Origin of the sequence: Actinomadura geliboluensis (assembly GCF_005889745.1) — a bacterium.
GTDB classification, from domain to species: domain Bacteria; phylum Actinomycetota; class Actinomycetes; order Streptosporangiales; family Streptosporangiaceae; genus Spirillospora; species Spirillospora geliboluensis.
Map to the genome: position 1 here is coordinate 1 of NZ_VCKZ01000106.1, position 22691 is coordinate 22691.

At 71.1% G+C, this 22691-nt stretch carries 19 protein-coding genes and 2 pseudogenes; 9 read left to right on the forward strand and 12 right to left on the reverse strand.

The features are described from left to right. Both ETD96_RS16480 and ETD96_RS16485 read right to left on the reverse strand, forming a co-directional pair. Window positions 1-496, reverse strand: a pseudogene (locus ETD96_RS16480) (hypothetical protein); the annotation flags it as partial. Window positions 497-737: 241 nt separating this feature from the next. Beyond that, a complete protein-coding gene (locus tag ETD96_RS16485; RefSeq protein ID WP_138637348.1) occupies window positions 738-1718 on the reverse strand; it encodes an aldo/keto reductase in 981 nt (326 codons plus the stop codon). A 172-nt stretch (window positions 1719-1890) separates the two neighbouring features. Here ETD96_RS16485 and ETD96_RS16490 point away from each other — a divergent pair, with 172 nt between their 5' ends. Continuing rightward, complete coding sequence (locus ETD96_RS16490; RefSeq protein WP_138637349.1) at window positions 1891-2469, forward strand: RNA polymerase sigma factor; 579 nt, start codon at window positions 1891-1893, stop codon at window positions 2467-2469. Continuing rightward, window positions 2462-3664, forward strand: coding sequence for a CU044_5270 family protein (locus tag ETD96_RS16495; protein ID WP_138637350.1), 1203 nt, complete (start codon window positions 2462-2464; stop codon window positions 3662-3664). The genes ETD96_RS16490 and ETD96_RS16495 overlap by 8 nt, the downstream gene beginning before the upstream one ends. 74 nt (window positions 3665-3738) lie before the next feature. Here ETD96_RS16495 and ETD96_RS16500 read toward each other — a convergent pair whose 3' ends face one another. Both ETD96_RS16500 and ETD96_RS16505 read right to left on the reverse strand, forming a co-directional pair. After that, complete coding sequence (locus tag ETD96_RS16500) at window positions 3739-4470, reverse strand: DUF4253 domain-containing protein (RefSeq protein WP_138637351.1); 732 nt, start codon at window positions 4468-4470, stop codon at window positions 3739-3741. Continuing rightward, window positions 4467-4880 carry a hypothetical protein gene (locus tag ETD96_RS16505; protein ID WP_205719303.1) on the reverse strand — a complete coding sequence of 138 codons (414 nt, stop codon included), beginning with the start codon at window positions 4878-4880 and terminating at the stop codon, window positions 4467-4469. Before ETD96_RS16505 ends, ETD96_RS16500 begins: the two co-directional genes overlap by 4 nt. Window positions 4881-4994: 114 nt before the next feature. Between ETD96_RS16505 and ETD96_RS16510 the strand changes: the two genes are divergently transcribed. The 5 genes from ETD96_RS16510 to ETD96_RS16530 all read left to right on the forward strand — a co-directional run bounded on the left by ETD96_RS16510 (window position 4995) and on the right by ETD96_RS16530 (window position 9185). After that, on the forward strand, window positions 4995-5993 hold the full coding sequence (locus ETD96_RS16510) for an RNA polymerase subunit sigma-70 (RefSeq protein WP_138637352.1): 999 nt from the start codon (window positions 4995-4997) through the stop codon (window positions 5991-5993). Between the two features lie 98 nt (window positions 5994-6091). Beyond that, window positions 6092-6538, forward strand: coding sequence for a DUF6069 family protein (locus ETD96_RS16515; RefSeq protein ID WP_138637353.1), 447 nt, complete (start codon window positions 6092-6094; stop codon window positions 6536-6538). Between the two features lie 36 nt (window positions 6539-6574). Further along, window positions 6575-7747, forward strand: a complete 1173-nt coding sequence (locus tag ETD96_RS46685; protein ID WP_138637354.1) for a sensor histidine kinase — start codon at window positions 6575-6577, stop codon at window positions 7745-7747. Further along, window positions 7744-8397, forward strand: coding sequence for a response regulator (locus ETD96_RS16525; RefSeq protein ID WP_274704615.1), 654 nt, complete (start codon window positions 7744-7746; stop codon window positions 8395-8397). Before ETD96_RS46685 ends, ETD96_RS16525 begins: the two co-directional genes overlap by 4 nt. Before the next feature lie 155 nt (window positions 8398-8552). After that, entirely contained in the window at window positions 8553-9185 is a 633-nt protein-coding gene (locus tag ETD96_RS16530; protein WP_138637356.1) for a hypothetical protein, read from the forward strand. Window positions 9186-9266: 81 nt separating this feature from the next. On the opposite strand, the gene ETD96_RS16535 is transcribed toward ETD96_RS16530, so the two are convergent. The 3 genes from ETD96_RS16535 to ETD96_RS16545 all read right to left on the reverse strand — a co-directional run bounded on the left by ETD96_RS16535 (window position 9267) and on the right by ETD96_RS16545 (window position 11471). Continuing rightward, complete coding sequence (locus tag ETD96_RS16535) at window positions 9267-9506, reverse strand: hypothetical protein (RefSeq protein WP_138637357.1); 240 nt, start codon at window positions 9504-9506, stop codon at window positions 9267-9269. Between the two features lie 119 nt (window positions 9507-9625). Continuing rightward, window positions 9626-10666, reverse strand: a complete 1041-nt coding sequence (locus ETD96_RS16540; protein WP_138637358.1) for a DNA polymerase IV — start codon at window positions 10664-10666, stop codon at window positions 9626-9628. 34 nt (window positions 10667-10700) lie between these two features. Next, window positions 10701-11471: a phytanoyl-CoA dioxygenase family protein gene (locus tag ETD96_RS16545; RefSeq protein WP_138637359.1), complete on the reverse strand. Its 771-nt coding sequence runs from the start codon at window positions 11469-11471 to the stop codon at window positions 10701-10703. A 148-nt stretch (window positions 11472-11619) separates the two neighbouring features. On the opposite strand from ETD96_RS16545, the gene ETD96_RS16550 reads away from it, so the two are divergent. Then, a complete protein-coding gene (locus ETD96_RS16550) occupies window positions 11620-12093 on the forward strand; it encodes a carboxymuconolactone decarboxylase family protein (protein WP_138637360.1) in 474 nt (157 codons plus the stop codon). Between the two features lie 117 nt (window positions 12094-12210). Continuing rightward, window positions 12211-12546, forward strand: coding sequence for an SUKH-4 family immunity protein (locus ETD96_RS16555; RefSeq protein WP_138637361.1), 336 nt, complete (start codon window positions 12211-12213; stop codon window positions 12544-12546). Window positions 12547-12688: 142 nt separating this feature from the next. Here ETD96_RS16555 and ETD96_RS16560 read toward each other — a convergent pair whose 3' ends face one another. From ETD96_RS16560 to ETD96_RS16580, 5 genes and pseudogenes are all read right to left on the reverse strand, one after another. After that, complete coding sequence (locus tag ETD96_RS16560; protein WP_138637362.1) at window positions 12689-16561, reverse strand: DNA-directed RNA polymerase subunit beta'; 3873 nt, start codon at window positions 16559-16561, stop codon at window positions 12689-12691. A gap of 19 nt (window positions 16562-16580) precedes the next feature. Next, on the reverse strand, window positions 16581-20057 hold the full coding sequence (rpoB, locus tag ETD96_RS16565; RefSeq protein WP_138637363.1) for a DNA-directed RNA polymerase subunit beta: 3477 nt from the start codon (window positions 20055-20057) through the stop codon (window positions 16581-16583). Between the two features lie 577 nt (window positions 20058-20634). Continuing rightward, window positions 20635-21543, reverse strand: a complete 909-nt coding sequence (locus ETD96_RS16570; RefSeq protein WP_138637364.1) for a hypothetical protein — start codon at window positions 21541-21543, stop codon at window positions 20635-20637. Next, window positions 21540-22028 (reverse strand): hypothetical protein, encoded by a 489-nt coding sequence (locus ETD96_RS16575; RefSeq protein WP_240807729.1) that lies wholly within the window; start codon window positions 22026-22028, stop codon window positions 21540-21542. The genes ETD96_RS16570 and ETD96_RS16575 overlap by 4 nt, the downstream gene beginning before the upstream one ends. A 10-nt stretch (window positions 22029-22038) precedes the next feature. Beyond that, window positions 22039-22691: pseudogene (locus ETD96_RS16580) on the reverse strand (MCE family protein); the annotation flags it as partial.

Below are 22691 nucleotides of genomic sequence, written 5' to 3' on the forward strand. Positions count from 1 at the left end.
GCCCGTACGGCTGCTGCGGGTACCCGGACTGCTGCTGCGGAGGCTGCTGCCCGTAGCCGGGCTGCGGCTGGCCGTACTGCTGCTGCTCGCCCGGCGGGACGTACTGCTGCGGGTCCTGCGGGGGCGTGAAGCCGCCGGGGCCACCCGGGCCGCCGGGCGAGCCGTAGGCGGGCGGCTGCCCGTACTGCGGCTGCTCCTGCGGGGCGCCGTAGGGCTGCGGGGGCGGCGGCGGAGGCTGCTCGCCGAACTGCGGCATCGGCTGCTCCACCATGGTGGGCGGCGGCGGAGGCGGCGCGGGCCGCTCCTCCTCGCGCGGCTCGGGCGGCGGCGCGGGCGCGCCGGGCTGGCCGGGCTGGCCGCCGAGCTGCGGGGCGCCGAACACCACGGTGCGGTCCCCGAGCGGGCGGGCGGGCGGCTCCTGCCGCTCCTGCGCCTGCTGCCCCTCGTCCTCCGGCAACGGCCTCTGCGGTCCCTGCGTGCCGTCGTTCTCGGTCATCGTCGGGCTCCTTCAGCGCCGTCGGTCCGGGGCTCCTCAGCTCCCGGGGGCCCGGAGGCGGGCGGCGCTTGTCGCCGCCTCCGAACCTTCACCCATGTCACCACGTGGCGGTCTTGCCATGCGTGGGCGTTCTCGTCCACAGCCTGCCCCGATCGCCCGCAGGATCGCAAATCACCACCCCTGATAGACGCCGACCGCCCCCGGGCAGTTCCCGGCCCGGGGGCGGGTTCGTCCCGCCTCGTCAGGAGTGCCCGGAGACCGCGTGCGGACGGTACGGGGCCTCCAGTCGCGCCACTTCCTTCTCGTCCAGTTCGAGGCGCTCCGCGGCGATCGCGTCGTCCATGTGAGTGAGTTTCGTCGCTCCCACGATCGGCGCGGTCACCCCGGGCCGTCCGAGCAGCCACGCGAGCGCCACCCGCGCGGCCGGGACGCCCCGCTCCCCCGCGACCTCGCGGACGGCGTCGACGACGTCGAAGTCGTCGTCGGTGTAGAGGCCGTCGCCGAAGGCATCGTTCCGGGACCGGACGGTCTTGCGCTCGCCGCCCCGCTCCCGGTTCCCGGCGAGCATGCCGCGCGCCAGCGGGCTCCACGGGATGAGCCCCACCCCCTGGTCGACGCAGAGCGGGTTCATCTCCCGCTCCTCCTCTCTATAGAGGAGGTTGTAGTGGTTCTGCATTGAGACGAACTTCGTCCAGCCGTGTGTCTCGGCGGTGTGCTGAGCCTTGGCGAACTGCCACGCGTACATGCTGGACGCCCCGATGTAGCGCGCCTTGCCCGCCCGCACCACGTCGTGCAGGGCCTCCATGGTCTCCTCGATGGGCGTCTCGTAGTCCCAGCGGTGGATCTGGTAGAGGTCGACGTAGTCGGTGCCCAGCCGCCTGAGCGAGGCGTCGATGCCGGCCATGATGTGCTTGCGGGACAGCCCGCGGTCGTTGGGCCCGTCCCCCATGGGCATGCAGACCTTGGTGGCCAGGACGTAGTCGTCGCGCCGGGCGAAGAGCTTCGGGAGCAGGCGCCCGGTGATCTCCTCGCTCACGCCCAGCGAGTAGACGTCGGCGGTGTCGAAGAAGGTGACCCCGCCGTCGACGGCCCGCCGGACGATCGGCTCCGCCTCGTCCTCGCCGAGCGCCCACTTGCGCACCGCGGGGTCGCCGTAGCTCATCATCCCGAGGCAGATCCGCGAGACCTTCAGTCCGGTGGTGCCGAGCCGTACCTGTTCCATGGGCAACTCCTCTCAACCCCTCCACGGTGCCGCGCCGCCCCGCGCATCACCACCCCCGCCGGCCGACTTCCGCGCCCGTCCCGCGACGGCCGCAACCGGGGCGGGGGCTTCGGGAGAGAGGAGGGTGTCAGCATCCTCTAGGCCCGGAGAGGCACTCCATGAAGACACGCGCATGCACGCGGTGAGCCGTGCCGAGGGCGAACAGCTGGACGATTCCCGGATCGTCGCCGCGTCGCTGGACGACCCCGAGGCGTTCGGCGAGTTGTTCCGCCGCCACGCGCCGCGGCTGCACGCCTATATAAAGCGGCGGCTGGGGCCGGCCCTCGCGGACGACCTGGTGTCGGAGGCGTTCGCGACCGCGTTCCGGCAGCGGGCGAGGTTCGACGGGCGCCGGGAGTTCGGCGCCTGGCTGTGGGGCATCGCCGCCAACCTGATCGCCCGGCACCACCGCCAGGAGACCCGCATGTACCGGGCGTTCGCCCGGACCGGGACCGACCCCGCCGAGGACGGCGTCGCCGACGTGGCGAGCGACCGCGCGTCGGCCGCCGCGCTCGGGCCGGGCCTCGCGAAGGCGCTCGCGTCGCTGAACGCGCAGGAGCGCCACGCCGTCCTGCTGCTGGCGTGGGCCGAGCTGTCCTACGCCGAGATCGCGACGACGCTCGACCTGCCGCTCGGCACCGTCAAGGCCAAGATCCACCGGGCCCGGAAGAAGCTCCGCAAGGCCCTTCCCCAGGAGGAGACCCATGGATGAGCTCGACGCCCTGCGGGGCATGCGGACGGCGCTGGCCGAGGAGGAGAGCCCGGAGCGCCTCGCCCTGCGCACCGACTGGCGGAGCGGCCCCCGGGAGCGGCCCCGGCGCGGCCTGAAGATGCCGCTGATCGCGGTCGCGGCGACCGCCGCCGTCACCGCCGGGGCGGTCACCGCCGTCGTCCTGCAGCCCGGAGAGGACCCGGCCCCCGGCCGGCACGGGACCACGGTCATCACCCCCGGGAACGCCCTGCTGGTGGCCGCGACCAACGCGCAGAAGGCGCCCAATGGGCGCTACTGGCACACCAAGACCGTCATGGGCGACGTCTACGCGGTCGGCAAGAGCGCGTCGGACCACTACAAGGTGGATTCGCGGCAGGGCAATGAGACGTGGATCGACGCCGCCGGGCTCAGCCGCCTCACCCACATCGACATGCCCGACGTCCCCCTCACCGCGCAGGACAGGGAGAAGTGGAGGGCGGCGGGTTCGCCCGAATGGGTCACCATTCCGAACCCGGAAGGAGGAGACGCCGAGTTCCGCCTGGACATGGCGGAGCGCACCGGTGGCCGTGTGCCGTGGCCGGCGTCCGTCGAACGGTTCTACGGCATGACGCCGCGCCAGATCGCCGAGCTGCCCACGAGCCCGGAGGAACTGGAGAAGGTGCTGCTGAACCTCAAGGGGCACTGGCACGCCGTCTCGACCGACGGTGAGAGGGAGGAGCCGATCCGCGCCCTGCGGGGGCAGGAGCGGATCCGGGCGCTGAGCGACGTGGCCGGGACCCTGCTGTCCACCGCGCCCGCGCCGCCCGCGGTGCGCGCGGCGGTGTTCCGGATGCTGGCGGGCCTGCCCGGCGTCAAGGCCGAGGGCCCGGCGACCGACCCGCTCGGCCGGCCCGGGACGGCGGTGTCGCTGCCGCTGAAGACGACCGCGCCGCTCGGCCTGTTCACGGCGCCGAAGCAGCTCGGCACCTACCGGCGCCAGTTCATCGTCGCCCCGGACACCGGTTCGCTGCTGGCGATCCGCGACCTGGTCGCGACCCCGCCGCACGGCAGCCGGCCGCTCCCCCCGGGCGACAACGGCAAGCCGCGCTCCTTGAAGGCGGAGAACATGCCCGACCGCTTCCACAAGCCCGGCGAGCTGGCCGCGTACAAGGCGTTCGAAGTCGCCGAATGGACCAACGCCCAGCCCCCGCGCTGACCCTTGCCTGAAGGGCCCGTCCCACCCGGGACGGGCCTTCCGCATGCGGCGGGCCTGTGGAGCCGTGGCTCGGCTCAGTCCCACCAGAACGACCAGGTGTTCACTCCTTGGATCGCCTTCGCGTACTCACGCAGGGTCTCCGACCCCTGCTGGACGTTGTCGGGGCAGAAGGCGAAGTGCTCCGCGGCCACGTGCAGGGCGTGCTCCTCGGTGACGGGCGGCGCGGCGACGCTCACGTCCAGCGTGTCGAACCCGACCCGGACCGCCCGGACCCCGAACCGGTCCTCCCAGCTCCGCAGCATCGCCGACAGCGGGGACGGCGGATGGTGGTTGACCGGCCCCTGCCAGCCCATGATCGCGAGGGTGTCGGCGCTCCGGGCCGCCGCGACCAGGCCGAAGGGTTCGAGGTCCTCGAAGTCGTAGCCGATGTCCTCCTCGCCCTCCTCGTCGGCGGCCCATTCGTCCCATTCCGCGCGCATGAACTCGGCCGGGTCGCACCGGTCGATCTGCGCCGCCGATTCCGGGATCACGTCTCCGACCGTCCAGGGGGCTCCCGGGGTCCCGAACGTGCCGGGCACCAGGAGCAGCGGCCAGAGCCCCAAGGCCGGGTGAGCCGCCCGCAGCCGGCGCCACAGGTCGGCGGAGGCTGGCGCGTCGCTCAGCCAGTACGCGGGTCGCTCGACGGGTGGCAGGCCGAAATCCGTGTACGTCGGCGCGAACGGCCGGACCAGACGCCCGGCAGGAAGCCCGAGCTCAAGGGCACGCCCATCCGCACCATGGGTGAACAGGGCGGCGAGGTCGGTCATGCCCGGTGATGCTGGCACTCGCGTCGGACATTCCGGCGGTCAGCGGTCGGTCTTCCAGGGGTGGTCCGTGGCGGGGTGCCGTGGGTGAGGATGTGCCGGACGATGCGGAGCGCGTCCGGCAGTGGGACCGTGTCCTCGTCCGGGTACTCGTCGTGCTGGCCGTTGGACAGGACGAAGCCGTCGCTCCAGCCGTCCGCTCCAGGGCTCACCGCGTGCTCGCCGGGGTCGCCTTCACCGTCCAGCAGCATGACCATCGCCCGCCGCGTGTTGGTCACGACGGCGAGGAGCCTGCCGGACGAGCTGGTCAGCCAGAATTCGAGCGTTCCCCGTCCAATCCTCGCGCGTAGCTCGTCTATCGCCGCGTCGGGGGTGAGCGGTGCGGCGCCGTCGAATCTCCACGACTCGGTCACTGTCACACCTTCTCTCTGCGGCCGGGCATGAGCGGGCTCAGCGTACGAGTGATGAGTTGTTGCGCCCGCTTGCGTCATACCTGTGATGGAAGGCAACGAGGGAAGGATGACGCGATGAGGGCGGACACGTGGCTGGAGGAGCTGAGCGTGAGCGGTCTGGGCGAGGTCGACGAGCCGGCGTTCACGGGGCTGGCGGAGCGGCACCGGCGGGAGCTGCACGTGCACTGCTACCAGATGCTCGGGTCGTTCGAGGACGCCGAGGACACCGTGCAGGAGACGTTCCTGCGCGCCTGGCGGCGGCGCGAGACCTTCGAGGGGCGGTCGACGTTCCGGGCCTGGCTGTACCGGATCGCCACCAACGCCTGCCTGGACCTGCTCGCCAAGCGCCGCCCGGAGCCCGCGAGCGGCGGTGAGGTGCCGTGGTTGCAGCCCTACCCGGACCGGCTGCTGGACGAGCTGCCCGCGGGCGACGCGGACGAGCCGGAGGCCGTCGCCCTCGCGCGGGAGACGATCGAGCTGGCGTACCTGGTCGCGGTCCAGCACCTGGCGCCGCGCCCGCGGGCCGCGCTGATCCTGCGGGACGTGGTCGGCTGGCCGGCGAAGGACGTCGCGGAGCTGCTGGGCGACTCGGTCAACTCCGTGAACAGCGCGCTGCAGCGGGCCCGCGCCGGCATGCGGGAGCACCTGCCCGCCGAGCGGCAGGACTGGACCGGCGGCGAGGAGGACACCGGGACGCGCGAGGTGGTGCGCCGCTTCACCGAAGCCAGCGTGGCCACCGACATCAACGCGCTCGCCGCCCTGCTGCGCGACGACGTCCGGTGCTCGATGCCGCCCACTCCGGGCCTGCAGGTCGGCCGCGACGCGGTGGTGAACGACTGGGTCGAGGACGGCTTCGTGGGCATGACGGGCCTGCGCGCCGTCCCCACCTCCGTGAACCGGCAGCCCGCCCTCGGCTTCTACCAGTGGCGGGAGCGTGAGGGCGCCTACCTGCCGCTGACGATCGACGTCCTGCGCATCACCGGCGGCGCGATCAGCGAGATCACCACGTTCCACGCCGACCAGTTCCCGCGCCTCGGGCTGCCCGAGCGCCTGCCGGCCGACGGCACGGAGTAGCCCCGCCCTGCGCAGCCCCCGCCGTCGCACGGCGCGGGGTGCGCTTCGCCCCCCTTTGTGTCAGGCACTGTGCCAGGCACCGCCCGTTGGAGGACGGCATGAACGTCATCGCAGCCCCTGCATCGCCCCACCGATTCCGCAGACTCACCGGTACCGGCCTCGTCGCCGCGCTCGCGGCGATGGCGGCCACCACCCTCGCCGCCGCACTCGCTCAGGCCGCCGGCGTCGACTTCGAGATCCCCGACGGCGGCGAGCAGATCCCGCTGCCGGGGTTCGCCGTGGTGACCGGCTTCTTCTCGGTCGTGGGCATCGCCATCGCCGCCGCCCTCCTCCGCTGGAGCGCTCGTCCCGCCGCGCGGTTCGTGTGGACGGCGGTATCGCTGACGGCGGTCTCGCTGGTCCCGCCCCTCGTCTCGGGGGCGAGCACCGCCACCACCGCGACCCTCATCGTGCTGCATCTCGTCCCCGCGGCGGTGATGATCCCCGCGCTGGCGCGCGGCCTCCGCGTCCCCGGTGGCCGGACGGGATATCCCTCGCACGACTGAGGCGATCATGCCCGGTCCGGCCGCGATACTGGGTGAATGTCCGATCGGCTCCGTGGTTTCGGTCTCTCCCCGCGCGCGGGGGCCGGCCGTCTCGTGGACGTGCTGGTCGCCGCCGCCGTCGCGGTGCCGGTGTTCGTGCCGTTCGCCACGGCGCCGGAGGTGTCGCCGCTCGGCGTGGTGTTCAACCTCGGCACGGTCGTGCCGCTGGTGTGGCGGCGGCGGGCGCCGTTCGCGGTCGCGCTGGCCGTGGCGTCCTTCGCCATGGCCGTGTCGCTGTACGACCGGCCCGGCCAGGCGTTGCAGTACGGCGCGCTGGTGGCCGTCTACACGCTCGCCGACCTCGGGCGGTACCGCTGGCAGCGCTGGGGCTTCATCGCCGTGCTCGTGGCGACGATCCCGCCCGGCGCGCTGCTCATCAAGGACAACGACGCGGCCGAGTTCATGTTCACGCTGCTCCTGCCCATGACGGCGTTCCTGCTGGGGACGCTGGCACGGACCGCGCGGGAGCGGTCGGACGCGCTGGTGGAGCGCTCGGCGCAGCTCGAACGCGAACGCGCGGCCGAGGCGGCGCGGGCGGCGGCGGAGGAGCGGTCCCGCATCGCCCGCGACATGCACGACGTGCTCGCGCACGCCGTCAGCATCATGGTCGTGCAGGCCGAGGCCGGTCCGGTGGTGGTCCGCACCGATCCCGACCGGGCGGAACGGGTCTTCGACGCCATCGCCGACGCGGGCCGGGACGCGATGGCCCAGCTGCGCCGCACGCTGGGCGTCCTCAAGGAGGAGCAGGACCACGGCGTCCGCGCGCCGCAGCCCACCATCGGCGCGCTGCCGGAGCTGGTCGAGCACGTCGACCGCACGCAGGTCCGGGTGCGGCTCACGGTGGAGGGCGCGAGCCGCGCGCTCCCCGCCGACGCCGATCTGGCGGCCTACCGCATCGTCCAGGAGGCGCTCACGAATACGGTGAAGCACGCCAACGCGCGGGAGGCCGAGGTCCGGCTCCGCTGGACCGACCACGAACTGGAGATCACGGTGACCGACGACGGGCAGGGCGGTGGCGGCGCCGACGCGGGATGGCGGCGCGGGGGCAGCGGCCTCATCGGCATCCGGGAGCGCGTCGCCGCCTGCGGCGGGACGGCCGAGGCCGGTCCCCGGCCGGGCGGCGGGTTCCGCGTCCTGGCGCGGCTCCCCTTCGCGGCGGTGACCGCGTGATCCGGGTCGTGCTCGCCGACGACCAGGAGCTGGTCCGCAGCGGCTTCGCCATGATCCTGGACGCGCAGCCCGACATCGAGGTGGCGGGCGAGGCGGGCGACGGGTCCGCCGCGATCGCCGCCGTGCGCGAGCACGCGCCCGACGTGGCGCTGCTCGACATCCGCATGCCGGGCCTGGACGGCATCGAGGCCGCGAAGGTCGTGTGCGCCGAGACCCCGACCCGCGTGATCATGCTGACCACGTTCGACCAGGACGACTACGTCTACGACGCGCTCTACGCCGGTGCGAGCGGGTTCCTGCTGAAGGACGTGCGCCGCGACGACCTGGTGCACGCGGTGCGGGTGGTGGCGGCGGGGGATTCGCTGCTCGCGCCCGCCGTCACCCGGCGCCTCATCTCCGACATCACCCGCGACCGCCCGCGCTCGGGCGCGACCGCCTCCGACCGCCTGTCGGTGCTGACCGAGCGGGAGCGGGAGACGCTGCGGCTGCTCGGCCGCGGCCTGTCGAACGCGGAGATCGCCGCGGCGATGGTCGTCAGCGAGCACACGGTGAAGACGCACGTGAGCAACGTCCTGTCCAAGCTCGGCATCCGCGACCGCGTCCAGGCCGTGATCGTCGCGTACGAGACCCGGCTGATCGAGCCCTCCTGAGCGGACGCCTCCCTCACACGACGGAGCCGGGCCCCGGTCCTCCCCCGCGCGACCGATGCCCGAAGACCGCTCGCGGCGGCGATCCGCCGGGGACCCCTCTCCTCCGAGGATCGAGATCACCAGAACGCAGGTCTCGAACTCCGGGAGAACCGCCCATGTCCAGGATCGCCTTCCACCTCGCCCCCGCCCTCATGCTCGCCTACGGGGTCGTCCGGCTCATCGACGGCCGCGACGGGCAGCACGGCCCCGGACCCGCCTGGACGGTCGGCCACGTGCTCTTCCTCGGCTCCCTCCTGCTGTACGGAGGGGTGATCGCGGGCCTGTACGGCCGCGTCCGGGCCGCGTCCGGCGGCACCGCGAGCCGGGTCGTCGCGGGCGTCACGACCGTGGTCGCCGCGCTCGGGCTGGCGACGTTCGTCCGCGTCGCGATCATCGACATCGTCGTCGGCCTGCGGGCCGCTGACCCCGCCGAGAAGAGCATGCTCGCCGACCGGTACGCCGACGTCCCCGCCGTCCTTCCCCAGGCGGTCTACGAGATCGGCCCGGCGTTCTTCATGCTCGGGCTGCTGGCGCTGCTCGTCCAGTTCGCGGTCACCGCTCCGGGACGCAAGGCCGTGGCCGCCCTCGGCCCCGTCCTGGTCACCCTCGGATTCGTCGCCATCACGCTCGACCTGAACCTGCTCCCGGCGGGCGCGGCACTGATCTGGCTCGCGCTCGTCCCGTGCACCCGCGTCCAGGGCTCGCCCGCCCCGGCACGCTCTGGGGCCGGTGCCCGCGCCGCGGCCTAGTGCGAGCCTGCCGCCGCGTGCGGGCCTGCCGACATGCGAAGGGGCCCGTCCCCCCGGACGGGCCCCTTGCCGGTGCGGCGGTCAGCCGAAGGCGGAGCACTCCACCACGGCGCGCCGTTCGGTCATGCCCTGCTGGACCGAAGTCTTCACGCAGGACTGCTGCTTCTCGGTCAGCTTCGGCTGGCCGCACTCCGTGACGCTGGAGTACGTGCGGCAGTCCTGGCGCGCGTCCTTGCCCTGGGCGGGATCGGCCGCCTGGGCGGCGGCCGCGCCGCCCACGCCGCCGACCCCGACCACGGCTGCGATCAGTGCGCCGGTCATGACCCTCTTCATCTGCTTCGCTCCCCCGTCGCGTACATCAGGCAACGACCACCTTCATCCCCAGGCCCTAACCGCCCAAAACACGACAAAAGGTCAAGAAAAGCGAGTGTCTCCGCAGGTCAAGCCCCGGTGACGGGACGCGGCCTGGCGAACTCGGCGCGGACGCCCAGCAGGCGCACCGGACGGCCGCCGCCGAACCGGCCGAGCGCGGTGAGAGCGGCCTCCTCGATCTCGGCCGGAGCCGTTGTCGGCGCGGCCAGCGTGCTGCCGTGGGTGCGGGTGGTGAACGGCGCGTACCGGACCTTCACGATCACGCGGGCGACCTTCCCGCCGTCGTCCGCCACGTCGTCCGCGACCCGGCGCGCCAAGCGGGAGACTTCGCGGCGCACGTTCTCCCAGTCGTCCAGGTCCTGATGGAACGTGGTCTCCCGGCCGCGGGAGCGCGGGACGTGCGGCGCGTCGCTCACCGGCGAACCGTCCAGACCCCGGGCGAGCCGCACCAGCCACGGGCCGGTCGCCGGGCCGAACCGCTCGGCCAGCACGCCCGGGTCGGCCGCCGCGAGTTCGCGGACCGTGGTGATCTCCAGCTCCTTCAACCGCTTGGCCGTCTTGGCGCCGATGCCCCAGAGCGCGTCGGTCGGCCGGTCGCCGAGGACCGCGAACCAGGTGTCCCCGGTGAGCCGGAAGACGCCGGCCGGCTTGCCGAGACCGGTCGCGATCTTGGCTTGGAGCTTGTTCTCGCCCATGCCCACCGTGCAGTCGAGGCCCGTCACGGCGCGGACGCGGGCGCGGATCTCCGCCGCCACCGCCTCCGGGTCGCCGTCGATCGCCAGGAACGCCTCGTCCCAGCCGAGCACCTCCACCACGGCGCCGAACCCGCGCAGCGTCTCCATGACCCGCGCCGACACCGACTCATAGAGCTCGCGGTCCACCGGCAGGAACACCGCGTCCGGGCAGCGCCGCGCCGCCGTGCGGAGCGGCTGCCCCGAGTGGACGCCGTAGGCGCGCGCCTCGTAGGAGGCGGTGCTCACCACGCCGCGCTTCGTCGGATCGCCGTCACCGCCGACGATCACCGGCCGCCCGCGCAACTCCGGCCGGCGCAGCACCTCGACGGCCGCGAGGAACTGGTCCAGATCGACGTGCAGCACCCAGGGAGCCACCCCTCGATTGTGCCCGCTGCCAGCGGGAACATCGCTACCGGTCGAGAGCGCGCCTGATCGCCGCCTCCACGGGTGAGGGGCCGTCCGGGTGCAGCGGCCGTGCCGGGCTCAGCTTCGGCTGGCCCAGGAAACGCGGCCTCGTCCCGGTGTTCGGCTGCCCGGCGTGCACCAGGAACGGGTGGCACAGGTAGACGTCACCCGCACGGCCCGTGGCGTGGACGGTCGGCCGTTGCGCGGTGGCGGCGTCCGCCCGCCGGCCCAGCTCCCGAGCGTCGAGGCCGTGGTCCCCCTCGGGTTCGAGGACGCGTGCCACGTCCAGGTGGGAGCCGGGGCGCAGCCGGGTCGGCCCGTCGTCCGGGCCGACGTCGGAGAGCAGGAAGAACATCAGCAGCGCGCGGTCGCGGGACGCGACGTTCGCCCGCCAGGTCATGTAGTCGTCCGGGACGGAGCCGGGGCCCGGGAAGCTCACGTCGACGTGCCAGCCGTCCACGACGGCCGGTTCGCCGCTCGGGAAACGGATCACGAAGCCGCCGAGGCTGGTGCGGGGCGTCCAGCGTCCCTTTCCGACGAGGGCGTCGAATGCGGCGTGCAGGCGCGGCGTGTTGGCGGCGGCCACGAACGGCGGCTGCGCGTAGTCCGGACGGGCCGCCACCGTGCGCGGCCACGTGGCCGGTTCGCCGGGGTGGGCGCCCAAGTCCTGCCAGATGACGTTCCGGCACTCGGCCGCGACCTCGCCGGGGAACGCGCCCTCGATCCGGACGAACCCGTCCTCGATGAAGGCGTCCAGCTGTGCGGCGTCGAGCATGATCACACGATGCCGAACGGGGCCCCGCCGCCGCCAGCCGTTTTCCGCCGGCCAGGTCGCGTGCCGCAGATCACAAGCGCGGAGCTGTCACAACCGAAACGGCTGTCACGTCAACCTGGTGTACGCGGAGATACCTCAAGGAGACACCATGGACGCTCGCCTCAACCTCTACGGCGTTTCGATCATGCCCAAGTTCATGAAGTACCTGCAGTCGGCGGGCAAGATCGTCGCGGACTCGGGGCTGCCGACCACGACGCAGCACCTGGTGGAGATCCGGGCCAGCCAGATCAACGGCTGCGGTTTCTGCGTCGACATGCACACCAAGGAGGCCGCGCACCACGGGGAGACGCAGCTGCGCATCAACATGGTCGCCGCCTGGCGCGAGGCCACCGTCTTCACCGACGCCGAGAAGGCCGCCCTTGAGCTGACCGAGGAGGGCACCCGCATCGCCGACACCCCCGGGGGCGTCAGCGACGAGGCGTGGACCAACGCCGCCAAGCACTACGACGACGACCAGCTCGGCGCCCTGGTCGCCCTCATCTCGATGATCAACACCTGGAACCGGCTGAACGTCATCACCCGGCAGCCCGCCGGTGACTACGTGGCCGGCTCGTTCGGCTGATCCGAACCCGCCCCTGGGAAGGCCCCGCCGGTCGGCGGGGCCTTCGCCATTCCGGCCCGCCATTCCGGCCCGCCATTCCGGCCCGTCCGGCGAATCACACCGTGGTAGGCATTCCGGATGGGTTCGGCGATGACGCACGAGCAACTGCTGGAGACATTCGGAGCGGACGGAGTGCTGCGGCTGCCCGCTTCCGGGATGGCGCACGAGCTGGCGCGGCCCCACCCGATCAACACCGACATCTCGACCGTCGCCTTCGCGCAATGGCTGATCCGCCGGGTCCAGCTGCTCGACCCCGTCCACGACCTCCTCCGGGCGGAGGCCGCGCTCGTCGCGAACCTGGTCCGGATCCTCGGCGCCGCCGACCCCGTCGCCTGCCGCCCCCTCGCCGGCGGCGGCGACCGCCGGTACTGGCCGGAACTGTTCGAGGACGGCTGCGCCGCAGGCGTCTACTGAGCCCCTGGACGGCCCTGAGCGGCCCGACACGCCCCGGACATGCGAAGAGGCCCCTCCCGGACGGAAGGGGCCTCTCGCGTGTCGTCAGTCAGGGTGTCCGCGAGCCGGGGCGCCGCGCGCGGCGGCGCCCCGGGACGGGACGCTAGCGGTTGTACTGGCCGAAGTCGTACTCCTCCAGCGGCACGGCCTCGCCGGAGCCCTGCCCGAAGGCGTACTCGGCGCCGTCGTCGTAGGACCCGACGGAGTAGACCGCGGCCTTCGCCTCCTCGGTCGGCTCGACCCGGACGTTGCGGTACTGCGGCATGCCGGTACCGGCCGGGATGAGCTTACCGATGATGACGTTCTCCTTGAGGCCGAGCAGCGGGTCGCTCTTGGCGTGCATCGCGGCCTCGGTGAGCACCCGGGTCGTCTCCTGGAAGGACGCCGCCGACAGCCACGACTCGGTCGCGAGCGAGGCCTTGGTGATGCCCATCAGGACGGGGCGGCCGGCGGCGGGCGTGCCGCCCTCGGCCACGACGTTCCGGTTCGTCTCCTCGAAGATCGGACGCTCGACCAGGTCGCCCGGGAGCAGGTCGGTGTCGCCCGACTCGAGGATGTTCACCCGCTTCAGCATCTGGCGGACGATGATCTCGATGTGCTTGTCGTGGATCGACACGCCCTGCGACCGGTAGACCTCCTGGACCTCCTGGACCAGGTGGAGCTGCACGGCGCGGGGCCCGAGGATGCGCAGCACCTCGTGCGGGTTGATCGCGCCCGCGATGAGCTGCTGGCCGACGCCCACGGACTCGCCCTCCTTGACCAGGAGGCGGGACCGCATCGGCACCGGGTAGGCGATCTCGTCGGAACCGTCGTCGGGGACGACGACGACCTTGCGCGACTTCTCCGTCTCGTCGATCTTGACGCGGCCGGCGACCTCGCTGATCGGGGCCACACCCTTGGGGATGCGGGCCTCGAACAGCTCCTGGACGCGCGGCAGACCGTGCGTGATGTCGCCACCGGCCACACCGCCGGTGTGGAAGGTGCGCATGGTCAGCTGCGTGCCGGGCTCACCGATGGACTGCGCGGCGATGATGCCGACGGCCTCACCGACGTCCACCCGCTTGCCGGTGGCCAGCGAGCGGCCGTAGCAGGCGGCGCAGACACCGATCTTGGCCTCGCAGACCAGGGCGCTGCGGGTGCGGACCTTCGTCACCCCGGCCTCGAACAGCCGGGTCACGACCGCGTCGGACAGGTCGGTGTCGGCGGGGTAGATGACCGTCCCGTCGACGACGACGTCCTCGGCGATGGTGCGGCCGGTCAGGCTCGTCTCCGTGGTCGGCAGCTTGATCAGGCTGCCGTCGTTCTGCCGCTCCACGATCTCGAACGGGATCGTGCGGTCGGTGCCGCAGTCCTCCTCGCGGACGATGACGTCCTGCGCGACGTCCACCAGGCGCCGGGTCAGGTAACCCGAGTCGGCGGTGCGCAGCGCGGTGTCGGCGAGGCCCTTGCGGGCGCCGTGCGTCGAGATGAAGTACTCGACGACCGACAGGCCCTCGCGGAAGGACGACTTGATCGGACGCGGGATGGTCTCGCCCTTGGGGTTGGAGACCAGGCCGCGCATGCCGGCGATCTGGCGGAGCTGCAGCGGGTTGCCGCGGGCGCCCGACTGGATCATCATCCAGATCGGGTTGGCCTTCGGGAACGCCTTCTCCATGTCCACCGCGACGTCCGCGGTGGCCTTGTTCCAGATGTCGATGAGCTCCTGCTTGCGCTCATCGTCGGTGATCAGGCCGCGGTTGTACTCCCGCTGCACCTTGTCGGCCTGCTGCTCGTAGCCGGCCAGGATGTCCTGCTTGTTCGGCGGCGTGATGACGTCGTCGATCGCGATCGTGACGCCGGACCGGGTCGCCCAGTGGAAGCCGGTGCTCTTCAGCGCGTCGAGCGCGTTGGCGACGGCGACCTTCGGGTACGTCTCGGCCAGCTCGTTGACGATCGCCGAGAGCTGCTTCTTGCCGATCTCGTCGTCCACGAACGGGAAGTCGTCCGGCAGCGTCTCGTTGAACATGGCGCGGCCGAGCGTGGTCTCCAGCCGGTACGGCCGGCCCGGCTCGTAGCCCTCCGGCGCGATCCAGTCGCGCGGCGGCGGGACGTCCTTCAGCCGGATGCTGATCTTGGCCTGCAGGTCGAGCTCGCCCCGGTCGTAGGCCATGATCGCCTCGGCGGCCGAGCCGAACGCGCGGCCCTCGCCCGTGGCGCCGTCCTTCTGCGTCGTCAGCCAGTACAGGCCGATGACCATGTCCTGGGTGGGCATGGTGACGGGCTTGCCGTCCGACGGCTTCAGGATGTTGTTGGTCGACAGCATCAGGATCCGCGCCTCGGCCTGCGCCTCGGCGGACAGCGGCAGGTGCACCGCCATCTGGTCGCCGTCGAAGTCCGCGTTGAACGCGGTGCAGACCAGCGGGTGGATCTGGATGGCCTTGCCCTCGACCAGCTGCGGCTCGAACGCCTGGATGCCCAGGCGGTGCAGCGTCGGCGCGCGGTTCAGCAGCACCGGGTGCTCGGTGATGACCTCTTCCAGCACGTCCCACACGACGGGGCGCGCGCGCTCGACCATCCGCTTGGCGGACTTGATGTTCTGCGCGTGGTTGAGGTCGACCAGCCGCTTCATGACGAACGGCTTGAACAGCTCCAGCGCCATCTGCTTGGGCAGGCCGCACTGGTGCAGCTTCAGCTGCGGGCCGACGACGATGACCGACCGGCCGGAGTAGTCGACGCGCTTGCCCAGCAGGTTCTGCCGGAACCGGCCCTGCTTGCCCTTGAGCATGTCGGACAGCGACTTCAGCGGACGGTTGCCCGGCCCGGTGACCGGGCGGCCGCGGCGGCCGTTGTCGAACAGCGCGTCGACGGCCTCCTGCAGCATCCGCTTCTCGTTGTTGACGATGATCTCGGGCGCGCCCAGGTCGAGCAGGCGCTTGAGCCGGTTGTTGCGGTTGATGACCCGGCGGTACAGGTCGTTCAGGTCGGACGTGGCGAACCGGCCGCCGTCGAGCTGCACCATGGGGCGCAGGTCCGGCGGGATGACCGGGATGCAGTCCAGCACCATGCCGAGCGGGCTGTTGCGGGTGTTGAGGAACGCCGAGACGACCTTCAGCCGCTTCAGGGCGCGGGCCTTCTTCTGGCCCTTGCCCGTGCGGATGATGTCGCGCAGCTTCTCGGCCTCGGCCTCGAGGTCGAAGTTCTGCAGCCGCGCCTGGATGGCCGCGGCGCCCATGCCGCCCTCGAAGTACTTGCCGAAGCGGTCGCGCATCTCGCGGTAGAGCAGCTCGTCGCCCTCCAGGTCCTGGACCTTGAGGTTCTTGAACCGGCTCCACACCTCGTCGAGGCGGTCGAGCTCGCGCTGCGCGCGGTCGCGCAGCTGCTTCATCTCCCGCTCGGCGCCGTCGCGCACCTTGCGCTTCTGGTCGGCCTTCGCGCCGGCCTCCTCCAGCTCCGCGAGGTCGCCCTCCAGCTTCTGCTGGCGGGCCTCGACCTGCGCGTCGCGGGCCTGCTCGATCTGCTGGCGCTCCACCGAGATGTGCGCCTCCAGCGTGGGCAGGTCGCGGTCGCGCCGCTCCGCGTCCACGCTGGTGATCATGTAGGCCGCGAAGTAGATGATCTTCTCGAGATCCTTCGGGGCCAGGTCCAGCAGGTAGCCGAGGCGCGACGGCACGCCCTTGAAGTACCAGATGTGCGTGACCGGCGCGGCCAGCTCGATGTGGCCCATCCGCTCGCGGCGCACCTTGGCGCGGGTCACCTCGACGCCGCAGCGCTCACAGATGATGCCCTTGAAGCGGACGCGCTTGTACTTGCCGCAGTAGCACTCCCAGTCCCGGGTCGGGCCGAAGATCTTCTCGCAGAAGAGCCCGTCCTTCTCCGGCTTGAGGGTCCGGTAGTTGATCGTCTCCGGCTTCTTCACCTCGCCGTGCGACCACTGGCGGATGTCGTCGGCGGTCGCCAGACCGATGCGAAGCTCGTCGAAGAAGTTGACGTCAAGCAACTGTTTTCCCCTTGAGTTCTCAGACCTCGTCGACGCTCATCGCGCCCTCGTTAGGACGGCGGGACAGGTCGATGCCGAGCTCCTCCGCGGCGCGGAAGACGTCCTCGTCGGTGTCGCGCATCTCGATGGACATGCCGTCGCTGGAGAGCACCTCGACGTTGAGGCACAGCGACTGCATCTCCTTGATGAGCACCTTGAAGGACTCGGGAATGCCGGGCTCGGGGATGTTCTCGCCCTTGACGATGGCCTCGTACACCTTCACGCGGCCGAGGACGTCGTCGGACTTGATGGTCAGCAGCTCCTGGAGCGCGTAGGCGGCGCCGTACGCCTCCAGCGCCCAGACCTCCATCTCACCGAAGCGCTGGCCGCCGAACTGGGCCTTACCGCCGAGCGGCTGCTGGGTGATCATGGAGTACGGGCCGGTCGAGCGCGCGTGGATCTTGTCGTCGACCAGGTGGAGCAGCTTGAGGATGTAGATGTAGCCGACCGAGATCGGGTCCTTGTAGGGCTCGCCCGTGCGGCCGTCGAACAGCCGTGCCTTGCCGCCCGGCTCCACCATGCGGTTGCCGTCGCGGTTGGGCAGCGTGCTGGCGATCAGGCCGGTGACGTCGTCCTCGCGGGCGCCGTCGAACACCGGCGTGGCGGTGTTCGTCCACGGCGGGGCCTCGTCGGCGCCGATCTCCTTGAGCGCGCGCTTCCACTCGGCGTCGTCGCCCTCGACCTTCCAGCCGCGGGAGGCGACCCAGCCGAGGTGGGTCTCCAGGACCTGGCCCACGTTCATGCGCCCGGGGACGCCCAGCGGGTTCAGGACGATGTCGACCGGGGTGCCGTCCTCCATGAACGGCATGTCCTCGACCGGCAGCACCTTGGAGATGACGCCCTTGTTGCCGTGCCGGCCGGCGAGCTTGTCACCGTCGGTGATCTTGCGCTTCTGGGCGACGTACACCCGGACCAGCTCGTTCACGCCGGGGGGCAGCTCGTCGCCGTCGTCGCGGGAGAACACCCGGACGCCGATGACCTTGCCCTGCTCGCCGTGCGGCACCTTCAGCGAGGTGTCGCGGACCTCGCGCGCCTTCTCGCCGAAGATCGCGCGGAGCAGCCGCTCCTCGGGGGTGAGCTCGGTCTCGCCCTTCGGGGTGACCTTGCCGACCAGGATGTCGCCGGGGACGACATCGGCGCCGATGCGGATGATGCCGCGCTCGTCGAGGTCGGCGAGGACCTCCTCGGAGACGTTCGGGATGTCCCGGGTGATCTCCTCGGGGCCGAGCTTGGTGTCGCGGGCGTCGACCTCGTGCTCCTCGATGTGGATCGAGGAGAGGACGTCGTCCTGCACCAGGCGCTGGCTGAGGATGATGGCGTCCTCGTAGTTGTGGCCCTCCCACGGCATGAACGCCACGAGGAGGTTCTTGCCGAGCGCCATCTCGCCGTTGTCGGTGCACGGCCCGTCGGCGACGACCTGGCCGACCTCGACCCGCTGGCCCTCGTCGACGATCGGCTTCTGGTTGAAGCAGGTGCCCTGGTTGGACCGCTTGAACTTGGAGACGCGGTAGGTCGTCCGCGTGCCGTCGTCGTTCATGACGGTCACGTAGTCGGCCGAGACCTCCTCGACGACGCCGGCCTTCTCGGCCGTGATGACGTCGCCGGCGTCGGTCGCCGCGCGGTACTCCATGCCGGTGCCGACCAGCGGCGCCTCGCTGCGCAGCAGCGGGACGGACTGGCGCTGCATGTTGGAGCCCATGAGCGCGCGGTTGGCGTCGTCGTGCTCCAGGAACGGGATCATCGCGGTGGCGACCGAGGTCATCTGCCGCGCCGAGACGTCCATGTACTGGACCTCGCGGGCGGGGACGAGCTCGATCTCGCCGCCCTTGCGGCGGACGAGGATCCGGTCGTCGACGAAGGTGCCGTCGTCGTTGAGCAGGGAGTTGGCCTGCGCGATGACGTAGCGGTCCTCTTCGTCGGCGGTGAGGTAGTCGATCTGCTCGGTGACCACACCGTCGGTGACCTTGCGGTACGGCGTCTCGACGAACCCGAACGGGTTGACCCGCCCGAACGCGGCGAGCGAGCCGATCAGGCCGATGTTCGGGCCTTCCGGCGTCTCGATCGGGCACATCCGGCCGTAGTGCGACGGGTGGACGTCGCGGACCTCCATGCCCGCCCGCTCGCGCGACAGACCACCGGGGCCGAGGGCGTTCAGCCGCCGCTTGTGCGTCAGTCCGGCCAGGGGGTTGGTCTGGTCCATGAACTGCGACAGCTGGCTGGTGCCGAAGAACTCCTTGATGGAGGCCACGACCGGCCGGATGTTGATCAGGGTCTGCGGCGTGATCGCCTCGACGTCCTGGGTGGTCATCCGCTCGCGGACGACGCGCTCCATGCGGGCGAGGCCGAGCCGGACCTGGTTCTGGATCAGCTCGCCGACCGTGCGCAGGCGCCGGTTGCCGAAGTGGTCGATGTCGTCGACCTCGATCGGCACGGGGACGGCGCCGATGGTCGCCTCCTCCTCGCCGGCGTGCAGCCGGACGAGGTACTCGATCGTGGCGACGATGTCGTCCTCGGTGAGCGTGCCCTGGCGCATGTCCAGGTCGAGGCCGAGCTTCTTGTTGATCTTGTAGCGCCCGACCTTGGCGACGTCGTAGCGCTTCGGGTTGAAGTACAGGTTCTCCAGCAGCGTCTGCGCGGACTCGCGCGTCGGCGGCTCACCCGGGCGCAGCTTGCGGTAGATGTCGAGCAGGGCGTCGTCCTGGCCGGAGGTGTGGTCCTTCTCCAGGGTGACGTTGATCGACTCGTAGGAGCCGAAGCGCTCGCGGATGCGCGCCTCGTCCCAGCCGAGCGCCTTGAGCAGCACGGTGACGGGCTGCTTGCGCTTGCGGTCGATGCGCACGCCGACGTTGTCGCGCTTGTCGATCTCGAACTCGAGCCAGGCGCCGCGGCTCGGGATGACCCGGCAGCCGTAGATGTCCTTGTCGGACGCCTTGTCGAGGGCGCGGTCGAAGTACACGCCGGGCGAGCGGGTCAGCTGCGAGACCACGACGCGCTCGGTGCCGTTGATGATGAAGGTGCCCTTGGGGGTCATGAGCGGGAAGTCGCCCATGAACACCGTCTGGCTCTTGATCTCACCGGTGGTGTTGTTGATGAACTCCGCCGTCACGAACAGCGGGGCGGAGTAGGTCATGTCCTTGTCCTTGCACTCCTCGACGGAGTACTTGGGCGGCTCGAACCGGTGGTCCCGGAACGACAGGGACATGGTTCCGGAGAAGTCCTCGATCGGACTGATCTCTTCGAAGATCTCCTCCAGCCCCGACTGGGTCGGGACGCTCTTACTTCCGGCCTTCTGGGCCGCCTCGACCCGGGCCTTCCACCTCTCGTTACCCAGCAGCCAGTCAACAGAGTTGGTCTGCAGAGCAAGGAGGTCCGGGACTTCGAGCGGCTCCTTGATGCGCGCGAAGGAGACGCGGTTCGGACCGGTTGCGGTATTCGAGGCGTTGCGCGAGGCTGCCAAGAGTGGTCCTTCCGAGGGCTCGCGGCGTAACTGACGACACGCACGCCAGACGATCCACGTCCGAGACCTGCGCAAAGGGGTCCAAAAGGGACCACGGCAGGGGTGCTCTCACACGCGGATAGTCAGAGGGCAGCGCAAAGGGGCAGTGTAGCCGACTGGTACACCGCTCGCAACTCTAGCGCCGCAGTATGCATCACGTTGCCATGGAGCATCGCCCCTCAGCGCCTCTCAGTCAAGAGCGGACTTGGACTTTTCGGGCCCTGACCTGCAGTGAGGAACGCCATAGTTTACTGGGGGGAGCGACCCCCCGATCCCCCCGTCGCGAGCCGGTCGATCCTCACGCCACCGTGCTGGTCGTTGCGACCGTGCTGGTCTGCGCGTGGCGCTGCGGTCGACCGGCTCGGCGGGTCGGCCGACCTCCGGGCGCTAGGGCGCCCTCCGGCCGGCCGACCCGTGGCCGTGGCCGGGGTTTTCCGGTCTGCTCGGATCCCCATTCAGGAGAGTGTGTTCTTACTCGTTCACGACAGCACCCCGTGGCCTTGGGCGGCTCACGGGGTGCGTTCGGAGGTGGGCGGCGTTACGAGATGACCTTGAGTTCCTCGGCCAGCCACTTGCCGTCCTTGTGCACCATCGTCATCTTGATGCGGAGCGGCTCGGGGAGGCGCTGCTGCTTGTCGCTCTTGGTGCGCGACGAGCGGTTGGCGTAGACGAGGGTGACGACCTTGTCGGGCGTGGCGCTCACGACGCCGACCTTCATCACCGTCGTGTTGGAGACCGCCTGCTGCTGGACGGCGACCGTCCTGAGCTCCTGGGCGAGCTTCTCGTAGTCGGTGTGCAGCTTGCCCGTCGTCATCGCGGACGCGGCCTTCAGGTCGGCGTCGAGGGTCTGGTAGTCGTACGACGAGAGCTTCTGCGCGGCGCGGGACGACGCGAACGACGCCTCCTTGCTCGCCTCCTCCGTCGCCTTCTGGTCACTGACCTTCAGGTACAGGGCCGTGGTGCCCGCGCCCAGCGCGATCGTGAGGACCGCCAGGACTGCGATGACCGTCGTCAGGCCGCCCAGGCGGGAGCTGCGAGGTTCGTCGCCTTCGTCTTCGTCGTCGTCACTCGCGGCGGGCTTGGGCTTCTTGGACAGCTTCGGGCGCTTGGGCTCTTCTTCCTCGTCCTCGTCGCCTGCGTCGTTGGCCTCTGACGGGGCTGAGGCTTCCTCTGACGCGTCTTCGGGGTCGGGCGTGACTTCGGAGTCCTTTTTGGGGGTGCGGGGCTTCTCCGGGGACTTGACGGCCTTTTCCGGCTCTTCCTCGTCGTCCTCGTCCTCGGCCGCTGCGGCCTCTTCGGCGGCCTTCTGGGCCAGGCGGGCGGCCTCGCGGGCCTTCGCCGCGGCCTCCTCCGCCAGCTCGGCGGCCCTCGCCGCCTCCTCGGCCTTGGCGGCCTTGTCGTTCTTCTTGTCTGGAGCGGAGCGCTTGCCCCGGCCGAGCATCGTCACGGGACAACCTCCAGTCCGGACACGAGCCAGCGGTCATCGACCCGCGTGAGGTCCATCTGGTAGCGGTAGCCCTGCGGCGTACCGTTCTTGACCTTGTCGTTGGTGACGGTCCCGTTGAGGGAGACCATCACCTCGGCGGAGTCGCCGTCCATCGACACCAGGGCGGCGTCGACGCCGTTGACGGTCGACTTGGCCTTCACCTTGGTGATCTGCTGCATGAACGCGTTCGACTGGCTCGCGAGCTTGTTCTTCAGGTCTCCGGTGGTGCCGGACACGATGCGGTCGAGGTCGCGCTGCGCCGTGGCTGCGTCCAGCGACATCAGGTTCACGCCCATCTGGCGCGCGGACTGGATCGCCTTCGCCCGCTGGTCGGCCTCGTCCTTGTTGCGGAGGGTCACGACCCCGAGCCAGCCGGACGCGATGGCGAGGCCGACCACGATCACGCCGAGCGTGATCGCGGTGACCATGGGCAGGCGGCGCCTCATCGTGCCCGCCTCACTGGCTCAACGGTCCGAGCAGGAGCCACTTCCACGAGGATTCTTCTCCCAACTGACGGGTTCCGGCGCTGCGCGGCATCACGTATCGCTTGCCGTCGGGCCCGTAGACCGCACCGGTCGTTGGATCGTATCCAGCGAATTCCACTGAATCCGACGGATACGAGAGGATCAGCTGGCCATCGGAGAGCTGCCCTGTCGGGGCCGCCGCCGCGGCCTTGGTCTTGGCCTCGTCGCCGCCCTTGGCCTGCGACTTCCCGTCCTCGCGGGTGCCGTACGCGCCGCCCTCGGGGAAGCCGGCGCCGGTGGTGGCGCCCTCCGGGACCTTCGGGTACGGCAGGATCTCGTCCTTCGGGAAGTTGCGCGCGCCGCGGACGGCGGTGGGCGCGTCCTGCGGGGCCTTGCAGCCGGCGTCCACGCGGGGCTTCTTCGGGGACGTGTCCTGCGGCCAGCGGTGCTTGACCTTCTCGTAGCCCTCGGTGCACGCGGGCGGCGCGTCGATGTTCAGCGCGAGGCCGAGGTGCTGGGTGCCGTCGCCGGGCGTCACGGTGAACGCGCCGGCGACCGTCACCGGGTACAGGATGAACAGCGACCGGAGGCCGGCCTGGCGGGACGTGATGATCTGCCCGGTCGTGGTGAGGTTCGCCAGGAGGG

What these genes read in the sequence shown, in the direction of transcription:
- ETD96_RS16485 (WP_138637348.1), bottom strand. Translation starts at nt 1,718, where the DNA reads ATGGAACAGGTACGGCTCGGCACCACCGGACTGAAGGTCTCGCGGATC.
- ETD96_RS16490 (WP_138637349.1), top strand. Translation starts at nt 1,891, where the DNA reads ATGCACGCGGTGAGCCGTGCCGAGGGCGAACAGCTGGACGATTCCCGG.
- ETD96_RS16495 (WP_138637350.1), top strand. Translation starts at nt 2,462, where the DNA reads ATGGATGAGCTCGACGCCCTGCGGGGCATGCGGACGGCGCTGGCCGAG.
- ETD96_RS16500 (WP_138637351.1), bottom strand. Translation starts at nt 4,470, where the DNA reads ATGACCGACCTCGCCGCCCTGTTCACCCATGGTGCGGATGGGCGTGCC.
- ETD96_RS16510 (WP_138637352.1), top strand. Translation starts at nt 4,995, where the DNA reads ATGAGGGCGGACACGTGGCTGGAGGAGCTGAGCGTGAGCGGTCTGGGC.
- ETD96_RS16515 (WP_138637353.1), top strand. Translation starts at nt 6,092, where the DNA reads ATGAACGTCATCGCAGCCCCTGCATCGCCCCACCGATTCCGCAGACTC.
- ETD96_RS46685 (WP_138637354.1), top strand. Translation starts at nt 6,575, where the DNA reads ATGTCCGATCGGCTCCGTGGTTTCGGTCTCTCCCCGCGCGCGGGGGCC.
- ETD96_RS16530 (WP_138637356.1), top strand. Translation starts at nt 8,553, where the DNA reads ATGTCCAGGATCGCCTTCCACCTCGCCCCCGCCCTCATGCTCGCCTAC.
- ETD96_RS16535 (WP_138637357.1), bottom strand. Translation starts at nt 9,506, where the DNA reads ATGACCGGCGCACTGATCGCAGCCGTGGTCGGGGTCGGCGGCGTGGGC.
- ETD96_RS16545 (WP_138637359.1), bottom strand. Translation starts at nt 11,471, where the DNA reads ATGCTCGACGCCGCACAGCTGGACGCCTTCATCGAGGACGGGTTCGTC.
- ETD96_RS16550 (WP_138637360.1), top strand. Translation starts at nt 11,620, where the DNA reads ATGGACGCTCGCCTCAACCTCTACGGCGTTTCGATCATGCCCAAGTTC.
- ETD96_RS16555 (WP_138637361.1), top strand. Translation starts at nt 12,211, where the DNA reads ATGGGTTCGGCGATGACGCACGAGCAACTGCTGGAGACATTCGGAGCG.
- ETD96_RS16575 (WP_240807729.1), bottom strand. Translation starts at nt 22,028, where the DNA reads ATGAGGCGCCGCCTGCCCATGGTCACCGCGATCACGCTCGGCGTGATC.